Origin of the sequence: Flavobacterium sp. UMI-01 (genome assembly GCF_019656315.1) — a bacterium.
GTDB lineage: Bacteria > Bacteroidota > Bacteroidia > Flavobacteriales > Flavobacteriaceae > Flavobacterium.
In genome coordinates this window covers 77,798-104,116 of sequence record NZ_BPLU01000019.1, presented here as the reverse complement: position 1 = coordinate 104,116, position 26,319 = coordinate 77,798, and the positions used below count along the sequence as shown (strand labels likewise).

General features: G+C 36.3%; 21 protein-coding genes. 9 read left to right on the top strand and 12 right to left on the bottom strand.

The genetic code is table 11. The features are described from left to right. Nucleotides 1-303 precede the first annotated feature (303 nt). The 6 genes from K5R64_RS07825 to K5R64_RS07800 all read left to right on the top strand — a co-directional run bounded on the left by K5R64_RS07825 (nt 304) and on the right by K5R64_RS07800 (nt 9,993). Entirely contained in the window at nt 304-3,075 is a 2,772-nt protein-coding gene (locus K5R64_RS07825) for a bifunctional aconitate hydratase 2/2-methylisocitrate dehydratase (protein ID WP_220762436.1), read from the top strand. Between the two features lie 126 nt (nt 3,076-3,201). Further along, nucleotides 3,202-5,469, top strand: a complete 2,268-nt coding sequence (locus K5R64_RS07820; RefSeq protein WP_220762434.1) for an aconitate hydratase — start codon at nt 3,202-3,204, stop codon at nt 5,467-5,469. A gap of 314 nt (nt 5,470-5,783) precedes the next feature. Beyond that, nucleotides 5,784-7,400, top strand: a complete 1,617-nt coding sequence (locus K5R64_RS07815; protein ID WP_220762432.1) for a LysM peptidoglycan-binding domain-containing protein — start codon at nt 5,784-5,786, stop codon at nt 7,398-7,400. A gap of 107 nt (nt 7,401-7,507) precedes the next feature. Next, nucleotides 7,508-8,116: a uridine kinase gene (udk, locus tag K5R64_RS07810; protein WP_220762431.1), complete on the top strand. Its 609-nt coding sequence runs from the start codon at nt 7,508-7,510 to the stop codon at nt 8,114-8,116. 104 nt (nt 8,117-8,220) lie between these two features. Continuing rightward, nucleotides 8,221-8,541, top strand: a complete 321-nt coding sequence (locus K5R64_RS07805) for a septum formation initiator family protein (protein ID WP_220762429.1) — start codon at nt 8,221-8,223, stop codon at nt 8,539-8,541. 87 nt (nt 8,542-8,628) lie between these two features. Then, nucleotides 8,629-9,993, top strand: a complete 1,365-nt coding sequence (locus K5R64_RS07800; RefSeq protein WP_220762427.1) for a methylmalonyl-CoA mutase subunit beta — start codon at nt 8,629-8,631, stop codon at nt 9,991-9,993. Between the two features lie 42 nt (nt 9,994-10,035). Here the strand turns inward: K5R64_RS07800 and K5R64_RS07795 are convergent, their stop codons facing one another. The 3 genes from K5R64_RS07795 to K5R64_RS07785 are packed head-to-tail and all read right to left on the bottom strand — an operon-like array spanning nt 10,036 to nt 11,118. Further along, entirely contained in the window at nt 10,036-10,488 is a 453-nt protein-coding gene (locus K5R64_RS07795; RefSeq protein ID WP_220762425.1) for a hypothetical protein, read from the bottom strand. A 6-nt stretch (nt 10,489-10,494) separates the two neighbouring features. After that, nucleotides 10,495-10,632 (bottom strand): hypothetical protein, encoded by a 138-nt coding sequence (locus tag K5R64_RS07790; RefSeq protein ID WP_220762424.1) that lies wholly within the window; start codon nt 10,630-10,632, stop codon nt 10,495-10,497. A gap of 39 nt (nt 10,633-10,671) precedes the next feature. Next, nucleotides 10,672-11,118, bottom strand: coding sequence for a hypothetical protein (locus K5R64_RS07785; RefSeq protein WP_220762422.1), 447 nt, complete (start codon nt 11,116-11,118; stop codon nt 10,672-10,674). Between the two features lie 257 nt (nt 11,119-11,375). Here K5R64_RS07785 and scpA point away from each other — a divergent pair, with 257 nt between their 5' ends. Then, entirely contained in the window at nt 11,376-13,508 is a 2,133-nt protein-coding gene (scpA, locus tag K5R64_RS07780) for a methylmalonyl-CoA mutase (protein WP_220762419.1), read from the top strand. Between the two features lie 98 nt (nt 13,509-13,606). On the opposite strand, the gene K5R64_RS07775 is transcribed toward scpA, so the two are convergent. The 5 genes from K5R64_RS07775 to dapF all read right to left on the bottom strand — a co-directional run bounded on the left by K5R64_RS07775 (nt 13,607) and on the right by dapF (nt 17,698). Beyond that, nucleotides 13,607-14,248: a peptidoglycan-binding protein LysM gene (locus K5R64_RS07775; RefSeq protein ID WP_220762417.1), complete on the bottom strand. Its 642-nt coding sequence runs from the start codon at nt 14,246-14,248 to the stop codon at nt 13,607-13,609. Nucleotides 14,249-14,345: 97 nt separating this feature from the next. Further along, complete coding sequence (locus K5R64_RS07770; protein ID WP_220762415.1) at nt 14,346-15,260, bottom strand: DUF2279 domain-containing protein; 915 nt, start codon at nt 15,258-15,260, stop codon at nt 14,346-14,348. A gap of 2 nt (nt 15,261-15,262) precedes the next feature. Next, the gene (mltG, locus tag K5R64_RS07765) at nt 15,263-16,303 is read right to left on the bottom strand and encodes an endolytic transglycosylase MltG (protein WP_220762414.1); all 1,041 of its coding nucleotides are present in this window, start codon (nt 16,301-16,303) and stop codon (nt 15,263-15,265) included. Between the two features lie 10 nt (nt 16,304-16,313). After that, nucleotides 16,314-16,874, bottom strand: a complete 561-nt coding sequence (locus K5R64_RS07760; RefSeq protein ID WP_220762412.1) for a GNAT family N-acetyltransferase — start codon at nt 16,872-16,874, stop codon at nt 16,314-16,316. Between the two features lie 41 nt (nt 16,875-16,915). Then, nucleotides 16,916-17,698 (bottom strand): diaminopimelate epimerase, encoded by a 783-nt coding sequence (dapF, locus tag K5R64_RS07755; protein WP_220762410.1) that lies wholly within the window; start codon nt 17,696-17,698, stop codon nt 16,916-16,918. A gap of 246 nt (nt 17,699-17,944) precedes the next feature. On the opposite strand from dapF, the gene K5R64_RS07750 reads away from it, so the two are divergent. Next, nucleotides 17,945-19,345, top strand: coding sequence for a Do family serine endopeptidase (locus K5R64_RS07750; RefSeq protein WP_220762408.1), 1,401 nt, complete (start codon nt 17,945-17,947; stop codon nt 19,343-19,345). Between the two features lie 449 nt (nt 19,346-19,794). Here K5R64_RS07750 and K5R64_RS07745 read toward each other — a convergent pair whose 3' ends face one another. The 4 genes from K5R64_RS07745 to K5R64_RS07730 form a co-directional block, all read right to left on the bottom strand. After that, nucleotides 19,795-21,240: an MFS transporter gene (locus tag K5R64_RS07745; RefSeq protein ID WP_220762406.1), complete on the bottom strand. Its 1,446-nt coding sequence runs from the start codon at nt 21,238-21,240 to the stop codon at nt 19,795-19,797. Nucleotides 21,241-21,303: 63 nt separating this feature from the next. Then, nucleotides 21,304-22,722 carry a glucuronate isomerase gene (gene uxaC, locus K5R64_RS07740; protein WP_220762404.1) on the bottom strand — a complete coding sequence of 473 codons (1,419 nt, stop codon included), beginning with the start codon at nt 22,720-22,722 and terminating at the stop codon, nt 21,304-21,306. Between the two features lie 146 nt (nt 22,723-22,868). Then, a complete protein-coding gene (gene uxuA / locus K5R64_RS07735; protein WP_220762402.1) occupies nt 22,869-24,026 on the bottom strand; it encodes a mannonate dehydratase in 1,158 nt (385 codons plus the stop codon). 187 nt (nt 24,027-24,213) lie between these two features. Then, nucleotides 24,214-25,026, bottom strand: coding sequence for an SDR family oxidoreductase (locus tag K5R64_RS07730; RefSeq protein WP_220762400.1), 813 nt, complete (start codon nt 25,024-25,026; stop codon nt 24,214-24,216). Between the two features lie 206 nt (nt 25,027-25,232). On the opposite strand from K5R64_RS07730, the gene K5R64_RS07725 reads away from it, so the two are divergent. Continuing rightward, nucleotides 25,233-26,273, top strand: coding sequence for a LacI family DNA-binding transcriptional regulator (locus K5R64_RS07725; RefSeq protein ID WP_308443158.1), 1,041 nt, complete (start codon nt 25,233-25,235; stop codon nt 26,271-26,273). Nucleotides 26,274-26,319: the final 46 nt, after the last annotated feature.

The following is a 26,319-nucleotide window of genomic DNA, read 5'->3' as shown; positions in this document are numbered from 1 at the left end:
TGAAAAACTTCTTCCTATTTGTATTGCGCTATAACATTCCAAATCTACTTTGTTACGAAAAACAAACTTGATTATTGATTTTTCAATTAAAGTGGTTGATTTACTGTTTTTTAATAATTTAATCAGGCTAAATTTGTTATTTTGTAATGAATTTAGAGTCAAAAAATCGCTTCTATTAAATTTTTTTAAATCTCAGCTTAAATAACTAAATTTGCATCACAAATAAAAAAATACCAAGATAGTACGGCATTTAATTTTGAGATAATCAAGGGAATCTGCCTTTAACATTGTAAAGACTCTATTATGAACACTTATAACGATTATCTTAAGGAGATCGAAGAAAGAAAAAGTCAAGGACTTCACCCGAAGCCTATTGATGGTGCTGAATTGCTAAGCGAAATCATTGCACAAATTAAAGATGTGAATAACGCACACCGAAATGATTCTCTAAAATTCTTTATTTACAACACTTTGCCTGGAACAACTTCTGCGGCTGGTGTAAAAGCTAAGTTTTTAAAAGAGATTATCCTAGATGAAGAGGTGGTGAATGAAATCACTCCTGCTTTTGCATTTGAATTGTTGTCTCACATGAAAGGTGGGCCATCAATTGGGGTGTTGTTGGATTTGGCATTAGGAAATGATGTGGCGATTGCTGCTGAAGCAGCTAAGGTGCTTAAAACACAAGTGTACCTTTACGAAGCAGATACGGATCGTTTAGTGGCAGCATTCAACAATGGTAATGCTATTGCTAGAGAAATCTTAGAAAGTTATGCTAAGGCTGAGTTCTTTACAAAGTTACCTGAGATTCCAGAAGAAATTAAAGTGGTTACTTTTATTGCTGGTGAAGGAGATATCTCTACTGATTTGCTTTCTCCAGGAAACCAAGCACACTCTCGTTCTGACCGTGAATTACATGGAAAATGCATGATTTCACCTGAAGCTCAAGAAGAAATCAAAGCGTTACAAGCACAACATCCAGATAAAAGTGTGATGTTAATTGCTGAAAAAGGAACTATGGGAGTTGGTTCATCTCGTATGTCAGGAGTAAACAATGTGGCGCTTTGGACAGGAAAACAAGCGAGTCCTTATGTGCCATTTGTGAATTTTGCGCCAATCGTGGGTGGAACAAATGGAATTTCTCCTATCTTCCTTACTACAGTAGATGTTACTGGTGGTATTGGAATTGACCTTCAAAACTGGGTTAAAAAAGTGGATGAAAACGGAAACCTTGTACGTAATGAAAACGGTGAACCCGTTTTAGAACAAGCGTATTCAGTAGCAACAGGTACCGTTTTGACTATTAATACTAAAACAAAAAAATTATACAACGGAGACCAAGAGTTGAAAGATATTTCTAAATCTTTTACTCCTCAAAAATTGGAATTCATTAAAGCAGGAGGTTCTTACGCTATTGTTTTTGGTAAAAAATTACAAACATTTGCAGCCAAAACTTTAGGAATTGAAGCGCCTGTGGTGTACGCACCTTCAAAAGAAATTTCTCATGAAGGACAAGGACTTACAGCCGTTGAGAAAATCTTCAACAGAAATGCTGTAGGGGTAACTCCAGGTAAAGTTTTACACGCAGGTTCAGATGTGCGTGTAGAGGTGAACATTGTAGGTTCACAAGATACTACAGGTTTGATGACCGCTCAAGAATTAGAGTCTATGGCAGCAACTGTTATTTCTCCAATTGTTGATGGGGCTTATCAATCGGGTTGTCATACTGCTTCAGTTTGGGATAAAAAAGCACAAGCTAACATTCCTAAATTAATGAAGTTTATGAATGACTTTGGTTTGATTACCGCTCGTGACCCTAAAGGAGTGTACCACGCTATGACAGACGTTATTCATAAAGTATTGAATGATATTACAATTGACGAATGGGCAATCATTATTGGCGGTGATTCTCACACACGTATGTCTAAAGGGGTAGCTTTTGGAGCTGACTCTGGAACGGTAGCGCTTGCATTAGCAACAGGTGAGGCTTCTATGCCAATTCCAGAATCTGTAAAAGTTACGTTCAAAGGAGATATGAAATCCTATATGGATTTCCGTGATGTAGTCCACGCTACACAATCACAAATGTTGAAACAATTTGGTGGAGAAAATGTATTCCAAGGTAGAATTATAGAGGTGCATATTGGTACTCTTACTGCTGACCAAGCCTTTACATTTACTGATTGGACCGCTGAAATGAAAGCGAAAGCCTCTATTTGTATTTCTGAAGATGAAACTTTGATTGAGTCATTGGAAATTGCGAAGAGCAGAATCCAAATCATGATTGATAAAGGAATGGATAACAAGAAGCAAGTATTGAAGGGCTTGATCGATAAAGCTGATAAACGTATCGCTGAAATCAGATCGGGTGAGAAACCTGCTTTAACTCCGGACGCGAATGCTAAATATTATGCTGAAGTAGTGGTTGATTTGGATCAAATTGCTGAGCCAATGATTGCTGACCCAGATGTAAATAACAATGATGTGTCTAAGCGATATACACACGATACGATTAGACCACTTTCTTACTATGGTGGGGAGAAAAAAGTAGATTTAGGATTTATTGGTTCTTGTATGGTTCACAAAGGCGATATGAAAATCCTTGCCCAAATGCTTAAAAATGTAGAAGCACAAAAAGGAAAAGTAGAATTTAATGCACCACTTGTAGTTGCGCCTCCTACTTATAATATCGTTGATGAATTGAAGGCAGAAGGTGACTGGGAAGTTTTACAAAGATATTCTGGTTTTGAATTTGATGATAATGCGCCAAAAGCTGCAGCACGTACAGAATACGAAAACATGTTGTATCTAGAGCGCCCAGGATGTAACCTTTGTATGGGTAACCAAGAAAAAGCATCTAAAGGAGATACAGTAATGGCTACTTCAACGCGTTTGTTCCAAGGAAGAGTTGTGGAAGATTCAGCAGAGAAAAAAGGAGAATCTTTATTGTCTTCTACTCCTGTTGTAGTACTTTCTACAATTCTTGGTAGAACACCTACTATGGATGAATATACGGCAGCTGTTGATGGTATTAACTTAACTAAGTTTGCACCTTCACACAAGTTGTTAGTGAAATAAAAGTGGTATTATCGATACCAAGTTTAAGCCTGAGTCAAATTTTGACTCAGGCTTTTTTATTGCTCGTCATTTTTTTGTATCTTGTTGTGTTTAAAAAAATATAAAAATCTAAAACCGATAGAACCTATGGCATTTGATATTGAAATGATTAAAAAAGTGTATGCCACCATGGCGACACGTGTTGATGCAGCTCGTGAAATAGTGGGGCGTCCGCTTACTTTAACTGAAAAGATTTTATACAGTCATCTTTGGGATGGTACGCCAAAAGCAGCGTATAAAAGAGGTGTGGATTATGTTGATTTTGCTCCTGATAGAGTAGCCTGCCAAGACGCTACCGCTCAAATGGCTTTGTTGCAATTTATGCATGCTGGTAAAAAAACAGTGGCTGTGCCTACTACCGTGCACTGTGACCATTTAATTTTAGCCAAAAATGGAGCCAAATATGATTTGGAAATGGCTAATCAGCAATCCAAAGAAGTGTTCGACTTTTTATCCTCAGTTTCTAATAAATACGGTATTGGTTTTTGGAAACCAGGTTCAGGAATCATTCATCAAATTGTATTAGAGAATTATGCTTTCCCTGGCGGAATGATGATTGGTACCGATTCGCATACGGTAAATGCAGGAGGATTGGGGATGTTGGCTATTGGTGTTGGTGGAGCTGATGCTGTAGATGTAATGTCTGGAATGTCTTGGGAGTTGAAATTTCCCAAATTGATAGGAGTGAAGTTGACTGGTAAATTGTCGGGTTGGACAGCTCCTAAAGATGTGATTTTGAAAGTGGCAGATATCCTCACAGTAAAAGGCGGTACAGGTGCAGTAGTGGAATATTTTGGAGAAGGTGCTACTAATATGTCTTGTACAGGAAAAGGAACCATTTGTAATATGGGTGCTGAAATTGGTGCTACTACTTCTACCTTTGGATACGATGATTCCATGAGAAGGTATTTGTCGGCTACGGGACGTCAAGACGTAGTAGATGCAGCCGATAAAGTGGCAGCCTATTTAACGGGCGACCCAGAAGTATATGCCAATCCAGAACAGTATTTTGATCAAGTTATTGAAATCAATCTTTCGGAGTTAGAACCTCACATCAACGGGCCTTTTACACCAGATAGAGGAACCCCAGTATCTAAAATGAAAGAGGAAGCTAGAGCCAATGGTTGGCCAATAAAAGTAGAATGGGGATTGATAGGTTCGTGTACCAATTCTTCTTATGAGGATATGTCTCGCGCCGCTTCAATAGTGAGTCAAGCTGTAGCGCATGGCATTACCCCAAAAGCGGAATTTGGAATTAATCCAGGTTCTGAACAAATTCGTTATACTATTGAAAGAGATGGTATCATTGAAACGTTTGAAAAATTAGGAACCAAAGTATTTACCAATGCCTGTGGGCCTTGTATTGGACAATGGGATAGAGAAGGGGCTGATAAAGGAGAGAAAAACACGATTGTGCATTCCTTTAATCGTAACTTTTCCAAAAGAGCCGATGGAAATCCCAATACACATGCTTTTGTGACTTCACCAGAAATGGTAGCAGCATTAGCTATTTCAGGAAGATTGGATTTTAATCCGATTACAGATACGTTATTAAATGACAATGGAGAAGAAGTGAAATTGAATGCCCCTTTTGGTGATGAATTGCCAAATCGAGGTTTTGATGTGGAAGATGCGGGGTACCAACCTCCTGCGGAGGATGGCTCGATTGTGCAAGTAAATGTTAGTCCTACTTCTGATCGTTTGCAGTTGTTAGAGCCCTTTGAGGCATGGGATGGCAAAAATATTTTAGGGGCTAAATTGTTGATTAAAGCCTACGGCAAATGTACCACTGACCATATCTCGATGGCGGGACCTTGGTTGCGCTTCCGTGGTCATTTGGATAATATTTCAAATAATATGTTGATTGGTGCGGTAAATGCTTTTAATCAAAAAACCAATTCGGTAAAAAATCAATTAACAAGTGCTTACGAAGCGGTTCCTGCTGTTGCACGTGCTTATAAAGCGGCTGGAATTCCGTCAGTAGTTGTGGGTGACCAAAACTACGGAGAAGGTTCTTCGCGAGAACATGCGGCCATGGAGCCTCGTTTCTTAGGGGTGAAAGCGGTACTGGTGAAATCCTTTGCCCGTATTCACGAAACCAATCTTAAAAAACAAGGAATGTTAGCTTTGACGTTTGCTCAAGAAACGGACTATGATAAAATACAAGAAGACGATACAATAAACTTTGTTGATTTGGTTGATTTTGCTCCAGGAAAACCATTGACGTTAGAGTTTGTTCATGCGGATGGTTCTAAAGATGTTATTCTGGCTAATCATACGTATAATGAAAGTCAAATTGGATGGTTTGTGGCGGGTTCTGCTTTGAACCTGATTGCTGCTGAAGCCAATTCCTAAATCCAAATACTCATCAAGAGGGTAAGATGGTCGATTTTATGGTGAATTTGGTGTGGAATACCATACTAGTATTAATTTATATAAAGTGCTCTGTTTCAACAGAGCATTTTTTTATATGCTATTTTGTTAAAATGGATATAAGGAGTTGTTAAAAATAATGCGATATTTGCAGTAATAGGTTATTTTTACGTTCCGAAAATAAAATTAATTTATGTTTTTTGTACAGACATGAATAATAAATTAAATTTTGTTTCAAATTGTCCTTTTTAAGGAATAGTCTATTGCTAATTTTTTAATGTAAAGAATTCAATTGTATGAAGGTTTATGGTTTTTTATTTGTCGCAGTTTTTTTGTTTGGTTTCACCGTTTTTGCTCAACAAAAAACTACTGAACATACTGTGGCGAAAGGGGAAACTATTTCGAAAATTGCAGCCTTATACAATGTAAAAAGCAAAGACATATACGAACTGAATCCTGAGGCTAAGAATGGGATTAAATTCAATACAAAATTATTGATTCCTGTGGGAGCTTCTAAAGGAACGACGAGTCTTGTTCATGAAGTTTTGGCCAAAGAAACTTTGTATGGTATTTCCAAACAATATAATGTAACTGTAGATGAATTGTACCAAGCCAATCCCAACCTAGAGGAAACAGGACTTAAAGTAGGTCAAAAAATAAATATTATAACTGCTAGCGTCTCTAATGGTTCTTTCTCACAAGAAGCACCAATTCATAAAACAATGGATACTATTGCTGAAAAAGTAATTGCAGAGGGAATTGTGTATGAAGTATTGCCTAAGCAAACCAAATACAATATTGCCAAGGAACATGGAATTACAGTGACAATTTTAGAAAAAGCAAATCCTATTTTGCAAACAGAGGAATTGAAAATAGGCCAAAAAATCATTATTCCTGTCAAAAAATACATTCCGGTGCAAACGGATATTGTTGCTGAAGAGGGTATGGCAAACAAAGAGGCTGAAAAGGGAGGTGAAATGCCAAATGTAACTTCCGAAACTTTGGCGCCTAAGTTGGAAACTTTGCCTGAGAATAGCAAGTTTATCACACACGACGTTTTGCCTAAAGAAACTAAATATGCGATTGCGAAACAACATGGCATTACGATTGCTGATTTGGATAAAGCAAATCCTAATCTAGTATCCGAAGGATTGAAAGTGGGACAAAAGATTAAGATTCCGGTTTTAGACGCATCAGAAGCGGTTGCTAATGAGGTTATATCAGCAAAAGAGGAAAAGGAAACGACAAAAGTAGAACTGGTAACAGTGGAGCCAAAACCCATTGACGCTACCGTAACCGAACAAGCAATTGTAACGCACACTGTTTTGCCTAAAGAAACAAAATATGGTATTGCTAAGGAATTTGGTGTAACGGTTAAAGAACTTGAGCGTCAAAATCCAGCTATAGTAAATCAACTTAGAGTAGGGACGGTCTTAACCATAACTAAAGCAAAAGAAGCAAGCTCAATTGTGGTTCAAAAACAGGAGTCAGAAATGGCGGAAGAAGCTTCTTTTTCTAAGTCAGTTCATGACGAACGATTTGTGGATCAGCTTATCTCCGCTGCTTCAGAAAATATAGGTACCCGTTATCGCATTGGAGGAACGACCAAAGAAGGTTTTGATTGTTCCGGTTTGATGTGTACTACTTATGGTGCTTTTGATGTACAATTGCCTCGAACTTCTCTGGAACAATCACAATTTGGAACCATTGTAGAATTAGAGAAAGCCCAAAAAGGCGATTTGATTTTTTTTAAAACCAGAGGACGTAGTCAAATCAATCATGTAGGAATGGTAGTTGAAGTGGCTGATGGGGATGTTAAATTCATTCATGCGTCTAATTCTGGAGTTATTATTTCCTCAATTAAAGAAAGTTATTATTCTAAAAGAGTGGTTCAAGTCAATAGAGTATTATAATTCTAGTGGTACCGCAATTGGATTTGTTGTTAATAGTTTTTGGCCACAAATAAAAAACACTTCAGTTTAAATCTTATTTTTGTTGTTCTGATAAAAAAACAATACGCATGCTTATAATAGGAATTGCTGGAGGAACAGGAAGCGGTAAAACTACGGTGGTACATCAAATTGTGAATGAATTACCAGAAACCGAAGTAGGGGTTCTTTCCCAGGATTCATATTATAATGCCACTCATCAGTTGAGTTATGAAGAACGTTCTGCTATTAATTTTGATCACCCTAGAGCCATAGATTTTGAGCTTTTGGTCAGTCATTTAAAAGATTTGAAAGCAGGTAAAACTATTCAGCAACCTATTTATTCCTTTGTAACCCATAACCGTACCGAAGATTATATCCTAACACATCCTCGAAAAGTATTACTTGTTGAGGGGATTTTAATTTTTACCCATCCAGAATTGCGCGATTTGTTTGATGTAAAAATATTTGTCCATGCGGATTCAGATGAGCGATTGATTCGAAGGTTAAAAAGAGATATTGCTGAAAGAGGTAGGGATATGAATGAAGTATTGAACCGTTATCAAAAAACGTTAAAACCCATGCATCAGCAGTTTATTGAGCCTACCAAAGCTTTTGCTGATATTATTATTCCAACTGATAAACCAAACACTGTTGCTATTGAGGTAGTTCGTGCTGTAATTAATCAAAAATTAGTATAAAATAGTGTAATTTTATAGCGACAAAGAGTAGAGTTTTAAGTAGATTACTGTTCTTGCTATAGGTTTATAAAATAAAAATTGTTAACTTTTATATTTTTCTGATAATGACTAATCCTTATAAAAACAAATCTTGGTTTAAATTTATGAGTAATAAGTACATTTGGGTACTGTTGTTCTTTCTGGCTTGGATGTTTTTTTTGGATAATTACTCTTATTTTGATCATCGTGTTTTAGACCAGCAAATTGATGAACTAGAAGAAAATAAGGCCTATTATCAAGAAGAAATAAAAAAGGATGAAAAGCAAATTAAAATGCTTCAAAACCCTGAACAAGTTGAAAAATATGCTCGCGAAAAGTATTTTATGAAAAAAGATAGCGAGGATATTTATATTGTCGAGTTTGAAGGTGACAGCCTCGCTAAATAAACTAGTCATCCTTTTAAAAGTCAGTTGGAGGTGTTAGTTTTTGAGGCACCCAATGGTTTTGCTATTTAATTCTAAAAAAAATCCATCATGTCCAGTTTCTCTTATAACGAATTTGACCCTGTGTCTTCAAAATTATGGAAACAGAAAATTCAATTTGAATTGGATGGTGCCGATTATAATGAAACCTTACTATGGAATTCACCCGAAGGTATCAAAGTGAAACCTTTTTATCATCGGGATGAAGATACCAAAAGATACCCTGTAATCACAGCAGCTTCAGCCTTTTCCATTTGTCAAAATATTTTTGTTTATGACATAGACAAAAGTATTGAGAGAGCCTTGGATACCTTGGAACGGGGAGCCGAAAGCTTGCGGTTTACCATCCATAATCCTAATTTGGATTTGGAAAAACTCCTTTTAAATTTGCCCTTGAAGGGATTGGTGATTTATTTTAATTTTGGTTATTTGTCACTTACCGGTATTCAAAAAATGGAGTCAGTTCTACAAAATAAAGGTGCAACAGTTTATTATAATTTAGATCCTATTGGGCAGTTGGCAAAGGAAGGTAATTGGTTTTTAACACCCTTTTCTACGAACTTTGAATGTTTAATGGCTATTGCCAAAGAGCTGTCAGTAAATTCCTTTTTGAGTGTAAACATGAGTTTGTATCAAAATGCGGGTGCTACAATGGTACAGCAATTGGCGTATGGTTTAGGGCATGTCAATGAGTATTTCAATCGGATTCCTGTAATTAATTCAAAGATTGTTTTCGAAATAGCGGTAGGTTCCAATTATTTTTTTGAGATTGCCAAATTACGTGCCTTCCGACTCTTGTTTCAAGCTCTCGCTCGCGAATACAATCACCCACAAGATTGCCACCTATTGGTGATGCCTACCAAGCGCAACAAAACCATTTACGGTAGCCATGTCAATATGTTACGCACCACAACCGAATGCATGTCAGCGATTATTGGAGGGGCTGATGCGATAGCTTCTCTTCCTTATGATGCTCTTTTTCATAAAGATAATGAATTTGGCGATAGAATAGCTCGCAATCAATTATTGCTGTTAAAACAAGAAAGTCATTTTGATAAAGTGGATAATCCCGCCGATGGGAGCTATTATATTGAAAGTGTAACACAACAATTGGCTGATAAAGGATTGCAACTTTTTAAAGAAATTGAAGCCAAAGGAGGTTTTTTGAAGTTACTCAATGAAGGGGTGATTAAGGATAAAATTACATTGAGTGCCGAAAAAGAACAGCAATTATTTGATTCAAAAATAACACCTTTGATTGGCACCAATAAGCATGCTGTGCGTGATGATACAATGAAAACCGAATTAGAGTTATATCCTTTTGTTAAAATTAAACCCAGAAAGACATTGATTGTACCCCTCCTAGAAAAGCGACTCGCTGATAAATTAGATCAAGATCGTTTGGCAATGGAATAATTGACTTCGTAGAATTATGCTTCGTATCGTGCGGATGACTGGCTAATTTGGTGCAACCACATAATGAGTCCATACATGTCCCGGTAAACTTACAGGTTCTCCCGGAGCTCTTAAAAATATCAAACGAAATTCATTTTCATCTATAAATTCAATTTTACAAACATCCTTATTGTCTTCAAATATAATGTAATTTCCTTTCGAATCCCAATAATTCAATTTAGGGTCATAAAGAGCGTCTGGTGTTTCAGAAAATTGAAATTTTTCTTCTGTTACTTTAGTATCTTCAATATAATATGACGCAACACCATCATTATATGCAAAAGAAGCTGGGTTAGAGACACCTTTAAATGTCCATATTTTACCATTTATTGCATTTTTTGGGATTATAGGAGGGGGTAACACAACTGTTATAGATTGAGCTATTGCATCGTTAGCTTGTATTCCTATTGTCAATAAGAATACGTTTATCATTATATTTTTTATTATTGTTTTCATAATTGTTTATTTAGCATTATTCACCCTGTCTAAAGCATCTTCATCTGTTTTAGACAAAATAGAATATTCTATTCTCAACTGATTAGAAATGACTTTTCTCCATGAATCAATGCTATCAGGAAAAATTGCGCAAAGTGTCCTCACTTTGCGCAACAGTTCTATTTTAAAAAAATAGATGTTACTCTAATTTGGTGCAACCACATAATGATTCCATACATGTCCAGGAAAACTTATAGGTTCTCCCGGAGCTCTCAATAATATCAAACGATATTCATTTTCATTTATAAATTCAATTTTATAAACACTATCATCGCCTTCTAGTATAATATAATTACCTGTGGAATCCCAATAGTTCAAATTAGGATTATAAAGAGCATCCGGTACTTCAGAAAATTGAAATTTATCTTCTCCTATTTTAGTATCTCCAATATAACTTGATACAACTCCATTATTATATAAAAGAAAAACACTTGGTTCAGGAACATCTTTATAGGTCCATTTTTTTCCATTGATGGCATCTCTTGGGGTTACAGGAGGGGGTAACACAACTGTTATGGATTGAGCTATTGCATCGTTAGCTTGTATTCCTATTGTTAATAAGAATACGATTATTTTTATATTTTTTATCATTGATGTCGTTTTTTTATTTGCCCTAAATTAATTCTACGTGGTTATTGTAACTCTACAGTAGTTTGGTATGTTTATAAGTAGTTAATACTGTTGCATCATCGTAAATATAGTAAGAAAAACCTTTTAATGAAAATACTGTAATTGTTGCCCCATAAATTTTTTTATCAATGAGTTTTTTTAGAAGGTTAAAAAACACAACATTTGATTTAGATTATAAAAAGGAATACCTTTGAATAAAGTGGTTTAAGAGAAGTGCAATGAAAAGAAAAAACATCCAACATATTACCCTCGATGGTGCAAAAGTATCGCATGATAAGAAGGTCTCTGTAGATCATTTTATCACTTCGGAAGGGATTTCTGTGGCCTCCTATTATTCTGAGATGGATGTCGAATCATTGGAACATTTGGATTTTGGTGCGGGATTTCCACCCTATCTCCGAGGCCCTTACACTACTATGTATGTTACTAAGCCTTGGACAGTAAGGCAATATGCAGGTTTTTCAACGGCCGAGGAGAGCAATGCTTTTTACAAACGCAATTTAGCAGCAGGTCAAAAAGGATTGTCTATAGCGTTTGATTTACCTACTCATCGAGGCTACGACTCCGATCACGAACGTGTAACGGGTGATGTAGGCAAAGCCGGAGTGGCGATTGATTCTGTTGAGGATATGAAGCGTTTATTTGAAGGTATCCCTTTGAATGAAATTTCGGTTTCCATGACGATGAATGGAGCAGTTTTGCCTATAATGGCGTTTTACATTGTAGCTGCAGAAGAACAAGGTATTGCTAGCCAACAGCTTTTGGGGACAATTCAGAACGATATTTTGAAAGAATTTATGGTGCGCAATACCTATATCTATCCTCCACAGGCGTCAATGAAGATTGTTTCGGATATATTTGAATACACGCACCAGTATATGCCCAAGTTTCACTCCATTTCTATTTCGGGTTACCACATGCAAGAAGCTGGTGCAACGGCTGATATTGAACTGGCCTATACTCTGGCGGATGGATTAGAATACATCCGAACAGGCTTGGCCACAGGAATGAAAATTGATGATTTTGCTCCTAATTTGTCCTTTTTTTGGGCTATTGGAATGAATCATTTTATGGAAATTGCAAAACTTCGTGCGGCCCGGATGTTGTGGGCCAAATTGGTTAAACAATTTGAACCACAAAATCCCAAGTCAATGGTATTGCGTACGCATTGTCAAACCAGTGGTTGGAGCTTGACTGAACAAGACCCGTATAATAATGTGACTCGTACGTGTATAGAAGCTGCTGCTGCTGTATTTGGAGGAACACAATCGTTGCATACCAATGCCTTAGATGAAGCCATTGCTTTACCCACTAATTTTTCGGCTCGAATAGCTCGAAATACGCAACTGTATTTAAGAGAAGAAACTCAAATAACCAAAACAGTTGACCCGTGGGGCGGGAGTTATTATGTAGAAAGTTTGACTCATGAGTTGGTTAAAAAGGCTTGGCAATTGATTGAAGAGGTTGAAGCTTTAGGTGGAATGACCAAAGCTATTGAAGCAGGAATTCCAAAACAACGTATTGAAGCCGCAGCTGCCAGAAAACAAGCTAAAATTGAAACGCACCAAGAAAGCATAATAGGAGTTAATCGATACCGATTGCCACAAGAAGAAAGGTTGTCTATTCTGGATATTGATAATCATAAAGTAGTACAACAACAAGTCGCGCAGTTAAATGAATTGAAAGCCAATAGAGATAATAAAGCGGTAGAAGAATCTCTTGAGCGACTGACACGATGTGCGCAAACACAACAAGGCAATCTTTTGGAATTAACTATAGTAGCAGCTCGAAATAGGGCAACTTTAGGGGAAATAAGTGAAGCACTTGAAAAAGTGTACGGTCGTTATGTGGCCAAAATTAAATCTATAACTGGGGTGTATGCCTCTGCGATTCAGCAACATCCCGTTTTTGAAAAAGCCAAAATGTTAGTGCAACAGTTTATGGCTAAAAATGGAGAAACGCCTCGTATTATGATTGCTAAAATGGGACAAGATGGTCATGACCGTGGTGCAAAAGTGGTGGCAACTGCTTATGCTGATTTAGGTTTTGAAGTTTTTATTGGTCCTCTTTTTCAAACACCACAAGAAGTGGCTAATTTGGCTTTGACTTATGATGTGCATGTTTTAGGGATGTCTTCGATGACTGCTGGGCATAAAACGTTAGTTCCACAGGTTATCACTGCCATGGAACAAAATAAAAAAAGAGAGGTGAAAGTGGTCGTAGGAGGAGTGATACCTCCGCAGGACTATGACTATTTACTCGATGCAGGTGTTTTTGCTGTTTTTGGTCCGGGAACGGTCATTGGGGAAACCGCCATTGTACTGTTAGAAGCCTTACTAGCTGAAAAGTAGCCTTAACCCGAAGTTTTAAAAAAAAATCCAGACGCTGTATAAGAAACATTTTTTCTCACTAATACAGCGTCTGGATTGTGTTTTTATAGTGGGTTTGTTTAGTTCAAACTTACCACTGCATTATTATCAGGTACAATGAACGAAGTGTCATAGCCTCCAAAATCTTTCAAATAACTTCTGATGGAGGTTCCGTAGGCATCTCTTAAATAACGCGAACCGTTACTGCTAAAGAATTTTTTAACAGAACCTGCGCCACCAAGATGCGCCGCGGCCAAAATTCCTGATTCGGTGATGTGAATGCCACTTACGATTTTACCTTCGTATTTTTCAATGATATCACGTAAGAGCCATTTGTTTTTGGCTAATAGTGCTACAAATGCTTTTTCTTGTAATTTAGGACTACTCAAAAATCGAGGGCTGTCTTTGATTCCAATAGTTTTTAGTGTTTCAACACCAAACTGGTATTTTCCTAAATACCCTAAGGAATTGATTTTTTTGTATTTTCCTTGTGATTCTTTAAAGCCAATGGCTTCTTTGAAACCAATAAATAAATTTCCAGTGTAAGGAATGTTTAAATTGGTGTAATCTTCTTGTTCTTGTGATGGATAGAGGTACTGTGTTCCATCAGGGTTTTTTATCAGAAACCAATGATTAGTATCAATTTTAACGGGTTTGAAACCTGAGCTTAAAAAAGCTATAATAATCACTAAACTTGTGTAAAAATACCATTTCTTTATCATAAATTGATTTTCTTCAGAACGCTGTCACCATCTGAAATTTCTGCATGCAAATATACAATAAATTTTATAAATCTGAAAATCAGCATGTTAAACTATGTTAAAAATGGATGGCATGAACTCTAACATGCTCGTTAACTGTGAATTCTATTGCTGGTGCGGGAATTTTTAACGTATTAAAAACGCTAAAAAAAGTTTTTAAAATGTGAGATTTTGTCTTTATTTTAGAGAGGTCAACGTCGAGGCTGAGGTAAAACTGCCTCTTTTTATTTTCTTCTAATAGCAAATTACTGTCAGTTAAATCTTTGTTTCCATATAACATTCCATCGGCGCCGTAACCCAAAGCGAGATTCAGCCATGAAGGAATTTTGGAATGTTTGGCAAAAGATTTCAAATTGATGGAAAGCCAATAGGTTTGTCCGTTATAATCTTTGAGAAGTTGTTCTGTGAAAGTACTCCCTAAAACCTGGGGACGTTGGGAAGCATATTTGGTGGGTTGAAATGAAAATTTAGGGATAATACGTTGTTCGTCCCAAAGGAGTTCTTGGGTGACATATAACGCCGTTCCAGAAGTATTGGCAAGAATATCACCAACTGATGCACCCCATTGAGAAGAAAAGCCGTCTAAGATTTCAATAGCGGTCAAAAAAGTAAATCCTAATCCAGCGCCATAATACAATTGTTCACTTTTACTGGCGCCACTCCAATCTAGCATTTCAGCACCCAATCGACTTAGGTGATATGCAGAATAGCCATGGCCTAGTTTGTCCATTTGAAGCCATTCTTGGTTGTCGTTTATGAAGTGAAACTTGGAGCGTGGATAGTCAGCGTACCACAACTGATTGAGTCCAACAAGGGTGGCAGTTCCTAGTGCTATTTCGCTAATGAGAACAGTTTGTTTTCGACCCAAATGCAAACTGTCCGTTGGTTTTAAAAAAGTATTGATGCGGTTTTGAGAAAACGAAACCTGTAATCCTAAAAGGAGTAAGTATCGTGTTGCTTTTTTCCAATCCAAAATTATCTTTTTACTCCTTGACTATTAATCCAATCAGAATATTTTTTGGCATTTTTATTATGCTCTGATAGCGTAGCGGCAAATTCATGATAACCAAAGCGTTCTACGCTAGCACAAAAATAGATAAAATCATGTTTTTCAGGATTTAATACGGCTTCCATAGCAGTTATGTCTGGCATAGCAATAGGTCCAGGAGGAAGCCCTGTATTAATGTACGTATTGTAAGGAGAGGACATTACAAGGTCGTTGTAAAAAACGCGTTTGATGACTTGGTTAAAATCATTGGATTTCTTTTTAATGGCATAAATTACAGTAGGATCGGCTTGTAGTGGTATTCCCAGACGCAAACGATTTAAATAAACGCCAGCAATTCGGGGTCTTTCGTCTTTTTTTACCGATTCTTTGTGTACGATAGAAGCTAGGATGGTGGCTTCAACTGGAGTAAGATTTTGTAGTTTGGCTTTGTTAATTCTTTCCTCTGTCCAAAATTTGCGGTATTCTTTCACCATTTTATCTCTGAATTTTACCGCTGAGGTATTCCAGTAAAATTCATACGTATTGGGAATGAATAAGGCAAAAACATTTTCTTCATTGAACCCGTTTTCTTTCATAAAAACGGAGTCCTTGATGACTTTGAGTAAGGAGATGCTATCAGCTTCAATTTGAGAGCTCACACGTCCCGCTAAATTTTCCAAACGCTCTTGGTTGTTGAATGCTAATTTTACGGGAATATTAGCACGCAATGCTTTTACGAGTTCGTAACTGTTCATTCCTTTGGTAAACAAAAAGCGACCTGCTTTTACGTTCGCAGGATAATCTCGTTTGTTGGCTACCATTTCAAATCGATCCATGTTCTCGATATAAGGGGAGATTATGGCTTTTGCCGTTTGGTAATTAGCATCGGTAGGGATGTGGATGTAAACTTCTTTATCGGTAAAAGTTGTGTTTTTGGAAAAAATTTGGTTTATCAAAATAAAACCGTAAATGATTAACCCTGAGATAATAACAATAGCGGATATTGAAATGATTTTCTTGAAGTTCAAAGTCTTAGATTTAAAATTGTTGTGTCAGTTCGCTGACATCCGTTTTTTTATTGATGAGTTGGTAAAGGCCTTCGTCTTTGTAAACACCATGAACAAGATTCCAATCTTTTTTTATACCAATACATTCAAAGCCAAATTTACTAAAAAGTGCTTTACTGGCGCTGTTATCTTCATCAATATTTGCATATAATTGATGTAAATTTAAATGAGTAAAAGCATAGTTTATTAATAACGCTAATGCTTCTGAGCCTACATTTTGTTTTCGATTGCCCATGCCTTGAATAACGATTCCTACACCTGCTTTATTGTTTCTAGGGTCAAATTCGAACAAATCAATTAACCCAATCGCTTCAAAATGATTGTTTTTGCAAATGGCCAATCGCAATTGTTTGGCTTCATAAATGTCCTGTTGGGCATTTTCGAGGTATTGCCTAATCAGGAAACGACTGTATGGGGTTTGGGTGTTACTTACTTCCCAAATGGATTCGTCATTTTCCATAGCATATACAAACTCCAAATCATCGGGTTCCAATGCACGAAGGTAAATGTCGTTTCCTTTTAAAGTTACCATTGGTTAAGAAGGATTAATATCAGTTGAATCGAAGATAGGATTTAAATTGTAATCTCACCGCTAAATACAAATGTAGCGGGTCCTATCAAAAATACATTTGTATAGTGATTGTCGTTTTTGTCAAAAGACACAGCCAGTTTTCCACCTTCAACATTAATATTGATAGCAGTAGCATTTGTTTGTCCCGTAGCGTTCATTGCTATTGCTACGGCAGTCGCCCCAGTACCACAGGCTAAGGTTTCGTCTTCAACACCTCTTTCGTAAGTGCGTAAGGCAAATGTGGTGTCATCAATTTTTTTTACAAAATTGATATTGCTACCAGCTTTACCATATAAGTCGCCATATCGGAGTGCTGCCCCTTTTTCTTTGACATTGTAAGACACTAAATCTTCGACCAGTTGCACATGATGTGGCGAACCTGTATTTAAAAATGAATAGGTTTCGGTCAGGTTGATTTCATTTACGTCAATCATCTGCAAGGAAACAATTCCATCTGGGCTAATGCTTGCGTGGTGTAAGCCATCAATTGCATTGAAAGTAGCTTTGTTTTCAATGACTTTCATTTGTTTTGCGAAAGCAACTAAACAGCGACCTCCATTTCCACACATCGTACTTTGATTCCCGTCGGAATTGTAATAAACCATTTTAAAATCGGTTTCTGCGTCATTTTCTAATAAAATAAGTCCGTCTCCGCCTATTCCAAAACGTCTGTCGCATAAATGAGCAATGAGTTGGGTGTCTTCTTTTGGGAAAGTTTCGTTACGATTGTCTATCATTACAAAATCATTTCCAGTGCCTTGGTATTTGTAAAAATGTAGTAGCATTCTCTATGGTTGTTATTTTCGATGACAAAAATACAAATTATCCACAACCAATTTGAGTTTTCCAGTCAAGAGTTAATAGCTGTTGTTTATTTGATGCTAAAAAAGTTAAATAATCACTAATTGTTTGAGTAATTTAGGAATATTATTAATAAAAAGTTAATCCCTGTTAAAGGGCGTTAAACTGTTTTTGTATCACTATTTTTCTTTTTAATTTTACTTTGTAAACTAATAAAACGACTTAACAGTATGAATAAAATTTCACAGCTTTTTCTAGTGTCACTCATGAGTGGGGCTACAACTTTAGGAGCTTATAAATTGTTTTTTGATACCAATGCTCCTTTTTCTTTGGAACAAAAGCCTTTGACTACATTGGCCACAAACAACTACAACCGTAATGTAGGTTTGTCCGCAAATGTATTGGATTTTACGGAAGCAGCTGATAAAACGATACACTCTGTGGTTCACGTAAAAAATGTGACTCGTCGTACTATTTCTAATCCCATGTTAGAGTTTTTTTATGGGTATAGAGGAGGACAATCACAAGAGCAAATTGGTACGGGTTCAGGTGTAATTATTTCTGAAGACGGATACATTGTAACTAACAACCATGTAATAAAAGATGCTTCAGAGATTGAAATTACATTGAATAATAAAAAATCATACAAGGCAAAATTAATTGGAACCGATTCTAAAATGGATATTGCCTTGTTGAAAATTGATGCAAATGAAAAACTTCCTTATACCGCCTTTGGAGATTCGGATAATGTGAAGGTAGGAGAGTGGGTATTGGCAGTGGGGAATCCCTATAATTTGACTTCGACAGTTACGGCTGGAATTGTATCTGCTAAGGCGCGAAATTTAGGTGATAACGGAATACAATCATTTATCCAAACGGATGCTGCGGTAAATCCAGGTAATAGTGGGGGGGCTTTGGTCGATACCCAAGGAAACTTAATCGGGATAAATACCATGATTTCGTCTATGACGGGTTCGTATGTAGGATATTCTTTTGCCGTGCCTTCTAATATTGCTCGAAAAATCATCGAAGACATTATGGAGTATGGGAATGTGCAAAGGGGAATTCTAGGTGTTGAAGGTGGTGAATTGAATGCTATGGCATCTAAGGAATTAGGGGTGTCTCAAACCGAAGGATTTTATATCAATAAGGTAACTAAAAATTCAGGTGCTGAAAAATCAGGATTACAAAAAGGAGATATCATTGTCAAACTTGATGGCAAAGCGATTTCTACTTTTGCAGATTTATCGGGCTACCTTAATACCAAACGTCCTAATGATAAAGTTGAGGTGACTTATATTAGAGAAGGAAAAACGAAAACGACTACGGTGACTTTGAGTAAAAATGAATTTTTCACTACAGAACTCAAAGGAATGGAGCTTGAAAATATTGATGCCGCTGATAAAAAGAAATTCAAATTGAATTATGGTGTGAAAATTAAGGCCATTCATAATGAAAATTTAGCTCAATATTCGGAAGAACTTCAAGGAAATATCATCTTGAGCATTGATAATGTAAAAGCAATAGATGTGGAGACTGTATCTAAATTGTTGAGTAAAAAAGATGAAAACCAAAGTGTTAGAATTGAAATGATGAATCGAAACGGTGAAATTATCCGTATTATCATTTAAAAAGTTATACGATTACAATTTGAAATCCAGTGCAAGTTTTGTACTGGATTTTTTTTGAAAAAAAATATTGAAATTATTTTACGAAATCGATTGAAAAGAGTACTTTTGCTCCCGTTCTGATAAAAGGCGTTGCATAACCCTTTTGTAGAGAATTAAATTGTTGATTTACAGGTGGGGACTACTGAAGTTAAATTTTTAGTTTTTAGTTTTTAGTTCAAGTTTCAGATTAAGATTTAAAGTAGTTCCTCCTGAAAGTATAGAAAGTCCGTTTTTGTAAAAGAAACGGACTTTTTTTGTGCTTGATTTAAACTGGGTTTATACTTTGCTATCACCAATTGGATGATTTTTATACATTGGATACTAAAGTGAAAAATAAAACTACCCCAAAAAGGATTTGTCTTTTTGGGGTAGTTTTATTTGTAAAAAAGGTTTATATGGTAGGAGTTGAACTATAAATCGGTTATAGGACTGTATTTTGGTACTAAAATTTTCATCACAGACCAACCGATGAGGTAACAAACCGCACAGATTGAGAAGATGATGAAATAACCTGCTTCAATCCCTTGAAACCCCATAAAAACCATATTGGTTTCTTGAGTGTAATCAAATAAGAGACCAGAACTTTTATTGATAACTGTTGAACCTACTCCTCCAGCTAATCCACCAATACCTGTAATAGTTGCAATGGCTTTTTTAGGAAACATATCTCCTACAGTGGTAAAAATATTAGCAGACCATGCCTGATGTGCGGCTCCTGCAATTCCGATGATAATAACAGGCAACCAATAACTGATATAACCTAAAGGTTGTGCAACCAATGCTAATAAAGGAAAGAAGGCAAAAATCAACATCGAACGCATTCTACCTGCATAAGGATCCATACCTTTCTTTTCAACAAAGTAAGTAGGGAGCCAGCCACCAATAATAGAAAGTAAGGTAATCATATACAAAACAAACAAAGGGAAAGCAGCTTGAGTTGAATCCATTCCGTAAACTGAACTTAAATAAGCAGGTGTCCAGAATAAAAAGAACCACCATACACCATCAGTCATAAATTTACCAAATGCAAAGGCCCATGTTTGTCTGTAGGTCAAACATTGTTTTAAAGATACTTTAGTGGTGGTTTCGGGTACATATCCTACTAGTTTGCTATCTGCAATATCATCTTGTTGGATATAAGCTAATTCGGCAGCACTTACTTTAGGGTGTCTTTCAGGTTTGTCATACATGAAAATCCAGAATCCCATCCAAACAAATCCTAGTGCTCCAATGATGATAAAAGCCATTTCCCAACCAAAAGCTTTAGCTATAAACGGAATCGTAATTGGTGCTGCTAATGCTCCAACTGTAGCTCCAGCGTTAAAAATACTAGTAGAGAAAGCGCGATCTTTTTTGGGGAAATATTCAGCGGTGGTCTTGATGGCAGCGGGAAAATTTCCAGCTTCTCCTAGAGCCAAAATAAAACGCGCAAAAATGAACAGTGTTACACTCACATTGATAACCATGGCGGTATCATTGATAGTGGCAATGATTTCTTTGGCACCTTCAAAACCTACAAACCAATTTCCTGTGATAATTCCTGAAGTGGCAATACCACAAAAAGCATGTAAACAAGCTCCTACTGACCAAATTCCAATGGCCCAAAGAAACCCTTTTTTAGTATCTAACCAGTCAACAAATCGTCCTGCAAACAACAAGGATACGGCATAGAAAATAGAGAATAAAGCAGTGATGTTTCCGTAATCATTATTAGTCCAATGAAATTCAGGAGCTATAAAGTCGCTCCAAGTTAAAGAAAGTACTTGCCTGTCCAGATAGTTGATTGTAGTCGCAAAAAAGAGCAAACTACAAATCGTCCAGCGGTACTTACCAATGGTTTGGTTTTTTTGAGTCATAATAAGGAATAGTTTTTTAGTTATAATAGAAAAAAGGGTGTTGTGCACCCTTGTAAATATAGGTTATTCTTTTACAGGGATGTTAAAATAATTTTTGGCATTATCATAGCAAATGGATTTTACTAAATTCCCTATGAGTTGCATGTCATTGGGCAATTCTCCTTTTTCGACTTCATCTCCAAGGGTGTTACATAAAATACGTCTGAAATATTCATGTCGTGGAAAGGATAAAAAGCTTCTAGAATCGGTTAACATTCCCACGAAACGTGAAAGCAAACCAAAATTGGATAATACATTCAATTGTTTTTCCATGCCGTCTTTTTGGTCCAAAAACCACCACGCAGCTCCATACTGCATCTTTCCAGGTACAGACCCATCATTGAAGTTTGCAGCCATAGCGGCAAACATTTCGCTGTCTTTTGGGTTGAGGTTGTACACGATAGTTTTGGTTAAGGAATCACTAGCGCTTAATTTTCCAAAAAAAGCACTCATGGCGTTGGCTGAATTTAAATCCCCAAGCGAATCAAAACCTTGATCAGGTCCTAAAAGTTCCATCATTCTGGCGTTGTTGTTACGGATAGCACCAATATGAAATTGTTGTACCCAGCCTCGTTTATGGTTCATTTTGGCTAGTTCATATAAAACCGCTGATTTGTATTTGTTAATTTCTATTTCGGTTATATTTTCAACCTTAATTCCTTTTTGTAGAATAGAGTCAATTTCTTCATTAGTATAATTTTCACCATAAAAAGTAGCATGACCATGGTCAGAGATGCGACATCCATTTTCATGAAAATAATCATGTCTCAGTTGTAAGGCTTGGATTAATTTTTCAAAAGACAGGATTTCGAAACCAGCGGTTTTTTCTAGTTTTTGAATCCATTGAGCAAAAGCGGAACCTTTTTCGATTTCGGTTGCTTTGTCAGGACGAAAAGAGGGCAGTACGGCAATGTCAAAGTTTTCTTCTCGAAGTTGTTTGTGATATTGCAAATCATCGGTAGGGTCATCTGTAGTTCCTACCATTTTGACATTCATTTTACGCAATAAATTTCGAACACTAAATTCGGGTTTTTTTAATAATGCATTGCACTGTTGGTAAATGGCATCAGCAGTTTCTTCATTGAGTAAATCATCAATTCCAAAATAATTTTTTAATTCCAAATGTGTCCAATGATACAAAGGATTTCGTAAAGTATAAGGAATGGTTGCGGCCCATTTTAGGAATTTTTCATAATCAGAGGCATCGCCACTGATGTATTTTTCATCGATTCCGTTGGCACGCATGGCTCGCCATTTATAATGATCGCCTTCAATCCATAATTGGGTAATATTCTCAAATTGACGGTCTTCGGCAATGTCTTTGGGTGACAAATGATTGTGGTAGTCAAAAATAGGCTGAGATTGGGCGTATTCATGATATAGCGTGCGGGCGACTTCATTGTGCAGCATGAAGTTTGGTGTGATAAAGGCAGTTTTAGTCATTGTCAAGGGGTTGTATTTTTTTTATAATACTATAACGTTTTAAGCCACGAATTCACGAATTAAACATGGTATAAGAAATTGTTTTAACCTGCTAAAAAAAGATTCGTGAATTTGTGGCTAAGATTTTTATAAAGAGTTATTACGGATTATAAGCTTCTTTTGATACCTAATTCAAGACCTCTTAATTCAGCCAAACCTCTTAAACGACCAATTCCTGAATAACCAGGGTTGGTTTTTTTATTCAAATCATCTAGCATTTGATGTCCGTGGTCAGGACGCATCGGAATAATTCGACCAGTTTCTCTTTCTTTTTTTACAATCGATTTTACCACTTCGTACATGTCCACATCACCTTCTAAGTGATTGGCTTCATAAAAGTTGCCTTCTTCGTCTCTTTGAGTACTTCTCAAGTGAATAAAATTCATTTTATCCCCATGACGATCCACAATTCCTGCCAAATCATTTTCAGCAATTACACCATACGAACCGGTGCACATTGTAAAGCCATTTGAAGGAGAATCAATAGCTTCTAATAATTGTTTTAAATCTGCTTCGGTACTTACAACTCTTGGTAATCCTAAAATTGGGTAAGGAGGATCATCAGGATGAATGGCCATTTTTACCCCTACACTTTCGGCTACTGGAATGATTTCGCGCAAGAAAAAATATAAATTCTCTTTTAATTTAGCAGCATCAATTCCGTCGTAAGCTTGTAGTACTTTTAGAAAATCTTCTACAGTGTAAGATTCTTCAGCACCCGGTAATCCTGCAATGATATTTTGTTGCAATTTGATTTTATCAGCCTCAGTTAATTTGTCAAAAGTAGCTTTGGCTTTGGCTTTTTGTGCTTCGGTGTAGGTGTTTACAGCACCAGGTCTTTTTAAAATAAACAATTCAAAAGCAGCAAACTCATTAACGTCAAAGCGTAATGCTTTAGAACCATCTTCAACTTCATAAGACAAGTCGGTTCTTGACCAGTCTAGAACTGGCATGAAATTATAACAAACGATATTGATACCACAAGCAGCTAAGTTTTTGATGCTTTGTTTGTAGTTTTCAATGTATTCTAAATAATTCCCTGTTTGTTTTTTAATGTCCTCGTGAACCGGAATACTTTCTATCACTGATAAAGTCAAGCCCGCTGCTTCCACTTCTTTTTTACGTTTCATGATTTCGTCCACTTCCCACACTTGACCGTTCTTGATATGATGTAAAGCAGTAACTATTCCTGTCGCTCCAGCTTGACGTGCATCTGATAATTTTACGGGATCATTAGGTCCGTACCATCTCCATGTTTGTTCCATTTTATATATTTTTTAAAGTAATAGTTAATTTTGTTTACCATGAATTAAATAGATCGCTAAAACTGTGAAATTTCACCATTAAGGAATTATGAATAATTAAGCCTTAATAAACTTAATTTATTAATGGCCAACCTTTTTTAATTTTAATGTTTTATTAGACAATCAATTTTTATAGATTGGTTAATTTTTAGATGCTTGATGCTGCAAATCCTCCATCCACATTTACAACAGTACCAGTTACAAATTTAGACAAATCACTGGCTAAAAAAAGCAACGCACCATCAAGATCTTCGGGAACACCAAAACGACCCATAGGTGTGTGGTCAATAATTTTCATTCCTCGAGGAGTCAATTCACCTTCAGGAGTCAATAATAAAGCGCGGTTTTGTTCACCAATAAAAAAACCTGGAGCGATCGCATTCACACGAATGCCTTCTCCATATTTCGAAGCTAATTCAACAGCCATCCATTGGGTGAAGTTGTCAATAGCAGCTTTGGAAGCTGAATATCCCACCACACGTGTTAAAGGCCTTTTAGCCGATGCCGAAGAGATGTTGATGATGTTTCCTGACTTTTGTTTGGCGAAAATTTCAGAAAACACCTGAGAAGGCAATACTGTACCTACAATATTTAAATCTAAAACTTTACGTAAATCTTCAGTTTTTAAATCATAAATAGCTTGGTCTGGCCCAATAGTAGCTCCAGGCATATTACCTCCTGCGGCATTAATCAATAAATCTAAGCGACCGTATTTTTCAAGAACATAATCTCTTATTTTTTCTAGATTTTCTTTGTCTAATACGTTTCCTTGTACGGCATATCCTTGTCCGCCAATTTTTTCAATATTTTCAACCGTTCTATTAGCCTCTTCGATAGTAAAACCTACTATCCCAACTATCGCCCCTTGCTTTGCTAAAACCATAGCCATATTACTTCCTAAAACACCTCCACCACCAGTGATAAGCGCTACTTTTCCTTTTAAATTAAAGATTGAATCCATTTTTATAAATTATAATTGATTTGTTTTCATTGTTCAATATCTTCCTTAGTTTAAAAACTCTTAAACCGATGGTTTTCAGGCGAAAAAGAGTTTTATTAGGTGTTTGTTGTTTTTGCGTGTTCGCACACGGTGTGTTTACAAATGTATATAAAAATTATAGGTGAACAACTTTTTTTGAAAAAAAAAATTAATTTTACCCATTTCAAATCATCTCTAATTTAAAAAGATACCCTATCATAACCATCAAAGAAATAGCACGTTTAGCAAATGTTTCAACAGGAACAGTGGACCGTATTATACATAATAGGGGACAGGTGGCGCAAGAAAATATTGATAAAGTAAATGCTATTATTGAGGAATATGGATATAAGAGAAATATTTTTGCAAGCAACTTAGCTTTTAATAAGAAATTTAAATTTGCAGTTTTATTGCCTCAATTTTCAGATTTGGAATACTGGAAAATCCAGATGCGGGGTATTGAGAAAGCCGAAAAAGAATTTAAACCCTATGGTGTCAGTATTTCGTATTATTTGTATGATTTTGATCCCGTTTCATTTGTACGTATGGCTCAAAACGTGCTCGAAGCTGATTTTGATGGTTTGCTTTTTGCGCCTATTTTTTATGATGAATCCGTCCGTTTTTTAGAAGAATTCCAAAAAAAAGACAAACCAATTGTTATGATTGACTCAGATATTGTCGAGCCTAAAGGACATGCGTATGTGGGACAAAATGCATTTAAAAGTGGTTTTTTGGCGGGCCGATTAACAAGTTTTGCTGTAAAAGAACAACGAAAGGTGTTGATTGTGAAAATAACGCGCGATATTGAGGCGACTTCTGTTTACCTACAGCGTATTGATGGGTTTTATTCTTTTTTTAGACAGAATCCTCAGTTGACTCATTTTAAGTTTTCTGAAATTACCATCAATGATTCCAGTTTGAATCAACTTGATAAAGCGATGTTTGAAGGAATTAGTAGTGTGTTTGTACCCAATTCTAGGGCGTATATTGTAGCTCAATTTTTAGAAGAAAATCAGATCAATGGGATACGCATTATTGGTTATGATTTGCTAGAAAAAAATATTGAGTATCTTAAAAAAGGAGTCATAGACTTTTTAATCAATCAAAAACCCGAGGAACAAGGATATAGTGCGGTGAATCATTTGTACAAAAAATTGGTGTTACAGGAAGCTGTAGAGGAAACCTATTACATGCCGTTGGAAATCATTGTAAAAGAAAATTTTGATTAATTCAATATTCTTTTAGGATTGATAAAAAAAAGCAATTAATTGTTAG

What these genes read in the sequence shown, in the direction of transcription:
- K5R64_RS07815 (WP_220762432.1), top strand. Translation starts at nt 5,784, where the DNA reads ATGAAGGTTTATGGTTTTTTATTTGTCGCAGTTTTTTTGTTTGGTTTC.
- scpA (WP_220762419.1), top strand. Translation starts at nt 11,376, where the DNA reads ATGAAAAGAAAAAACATCCAACATATTACCCTCGATGGTGCAAAAGTA.
- udk (WP_220762431.1), top strand. Translation starts at nt 7,508, where the DNA reads ATGCTTATAATAGGAATTGCTGGAGGAACAGGAAGCGGTAAAACTACG.
- K5R64_RS07795 (WP_220762425.1), bottom strand. Translation starts at nt 10,488, where the DNA reads ATGAAAACAATAATAAAAAATATAATGATAAACGTATTCTTATTGACA.
- dapF (WP_220762410.1), bottom strand. Translation starts at nt 17,698, where the DNA reads ATGCTACTACATTTTTACAAATACCAAGGCACTGGAAATGATTTTGTA.
- K5R64_RS07730 (WP_220762400.1), bottom strand. Translation starts at nt 25,026, where the DNA reads ATGGATTCAATCTTTAATTTAAAAGGAAAAGTAGCGCTTATCACTGGT.
- K5R64_RS07800 (WP_220762427.1), top strand. Translation starts at nt 8,629, where the DNA reads ATGTCCAGTTTCTCTTATAACGAATTTGACCCTGTGTCTTCAAAATTA.
- K5R64_RS07820 (WP_220762434.1), top strand. Translation starts at nt 3,202, where the DNA reads ATGGCATTTGATATTGAAATGATTAAAAAAGTGTATGCCACCATGGCG.
- K5R64_RS07760 (WP_220762412.1), bottom strand. Translation starts at nt 16,874, where the DNA reads ATGGTAACTTTAAAAGGAAACGACATTTACCTTCGTGCATTGGAACCC.
- uxuA (WP_220762402.1), bottom strand. Translation starts at nt 24,026, where the DNA reads ATGGAACAAACATGGAGATGGTACGGACCTAATGATCCCGTAAAATTA.
- K5R64_RS07805 (WP_220762429.1), top strand. Translation starts at nt 8,221, where the DNA reads ATGACTAATCCTTATAAAAACAAATCTTGGTTTAAATTTATGAGTAAT.
- uxaC (WP_220762404.1), bottom strand. Translation starts at nt 22,722, where the DNA reads ATGACTAAAACTGCCTTTATCACACCAAACTTCATGCTGCACAATGAA.
- K5R64_RS07785 (WP_220762422.1), bottom strand. Translation starts at nt 11,118, where the DNA reads ATGATAAAAAATATAAAAATAATCGTATTCTTATTAACAATAGGAATA.
- K5R64_RS07825 (WP_220762436.1), top strand. Translation starts at nt 304, where the DNA reads ATGAACACTTATAACGATTATCTTAAGGAGATCGAAGAAAGAAAAAGT.
- K5R64_RS07750 (WP_220762408.1), top strand. Translation starts at nt 17,945, where the DNA reads ATGAATAAAATTTCACAGCTTTTTCTAGTGTCACTCATGAGTGGGGCT.
- K5R64_RS07745 (WP_220762406.1), bottom strand. Translation starts at nt 21,240, where the DNA reads ATGACTCAAAAAAACCAAACCATTGGTAAGTACCGCTGGACGATTTGT.
- K5R64_RS07775 (WP_220762417.1), bottom strand. Translation starts at nt 14,248, where the DNA reads ATGATAAAGAAATGGTATTTTTACACAAGTTTAGTGATTATTATAGCT.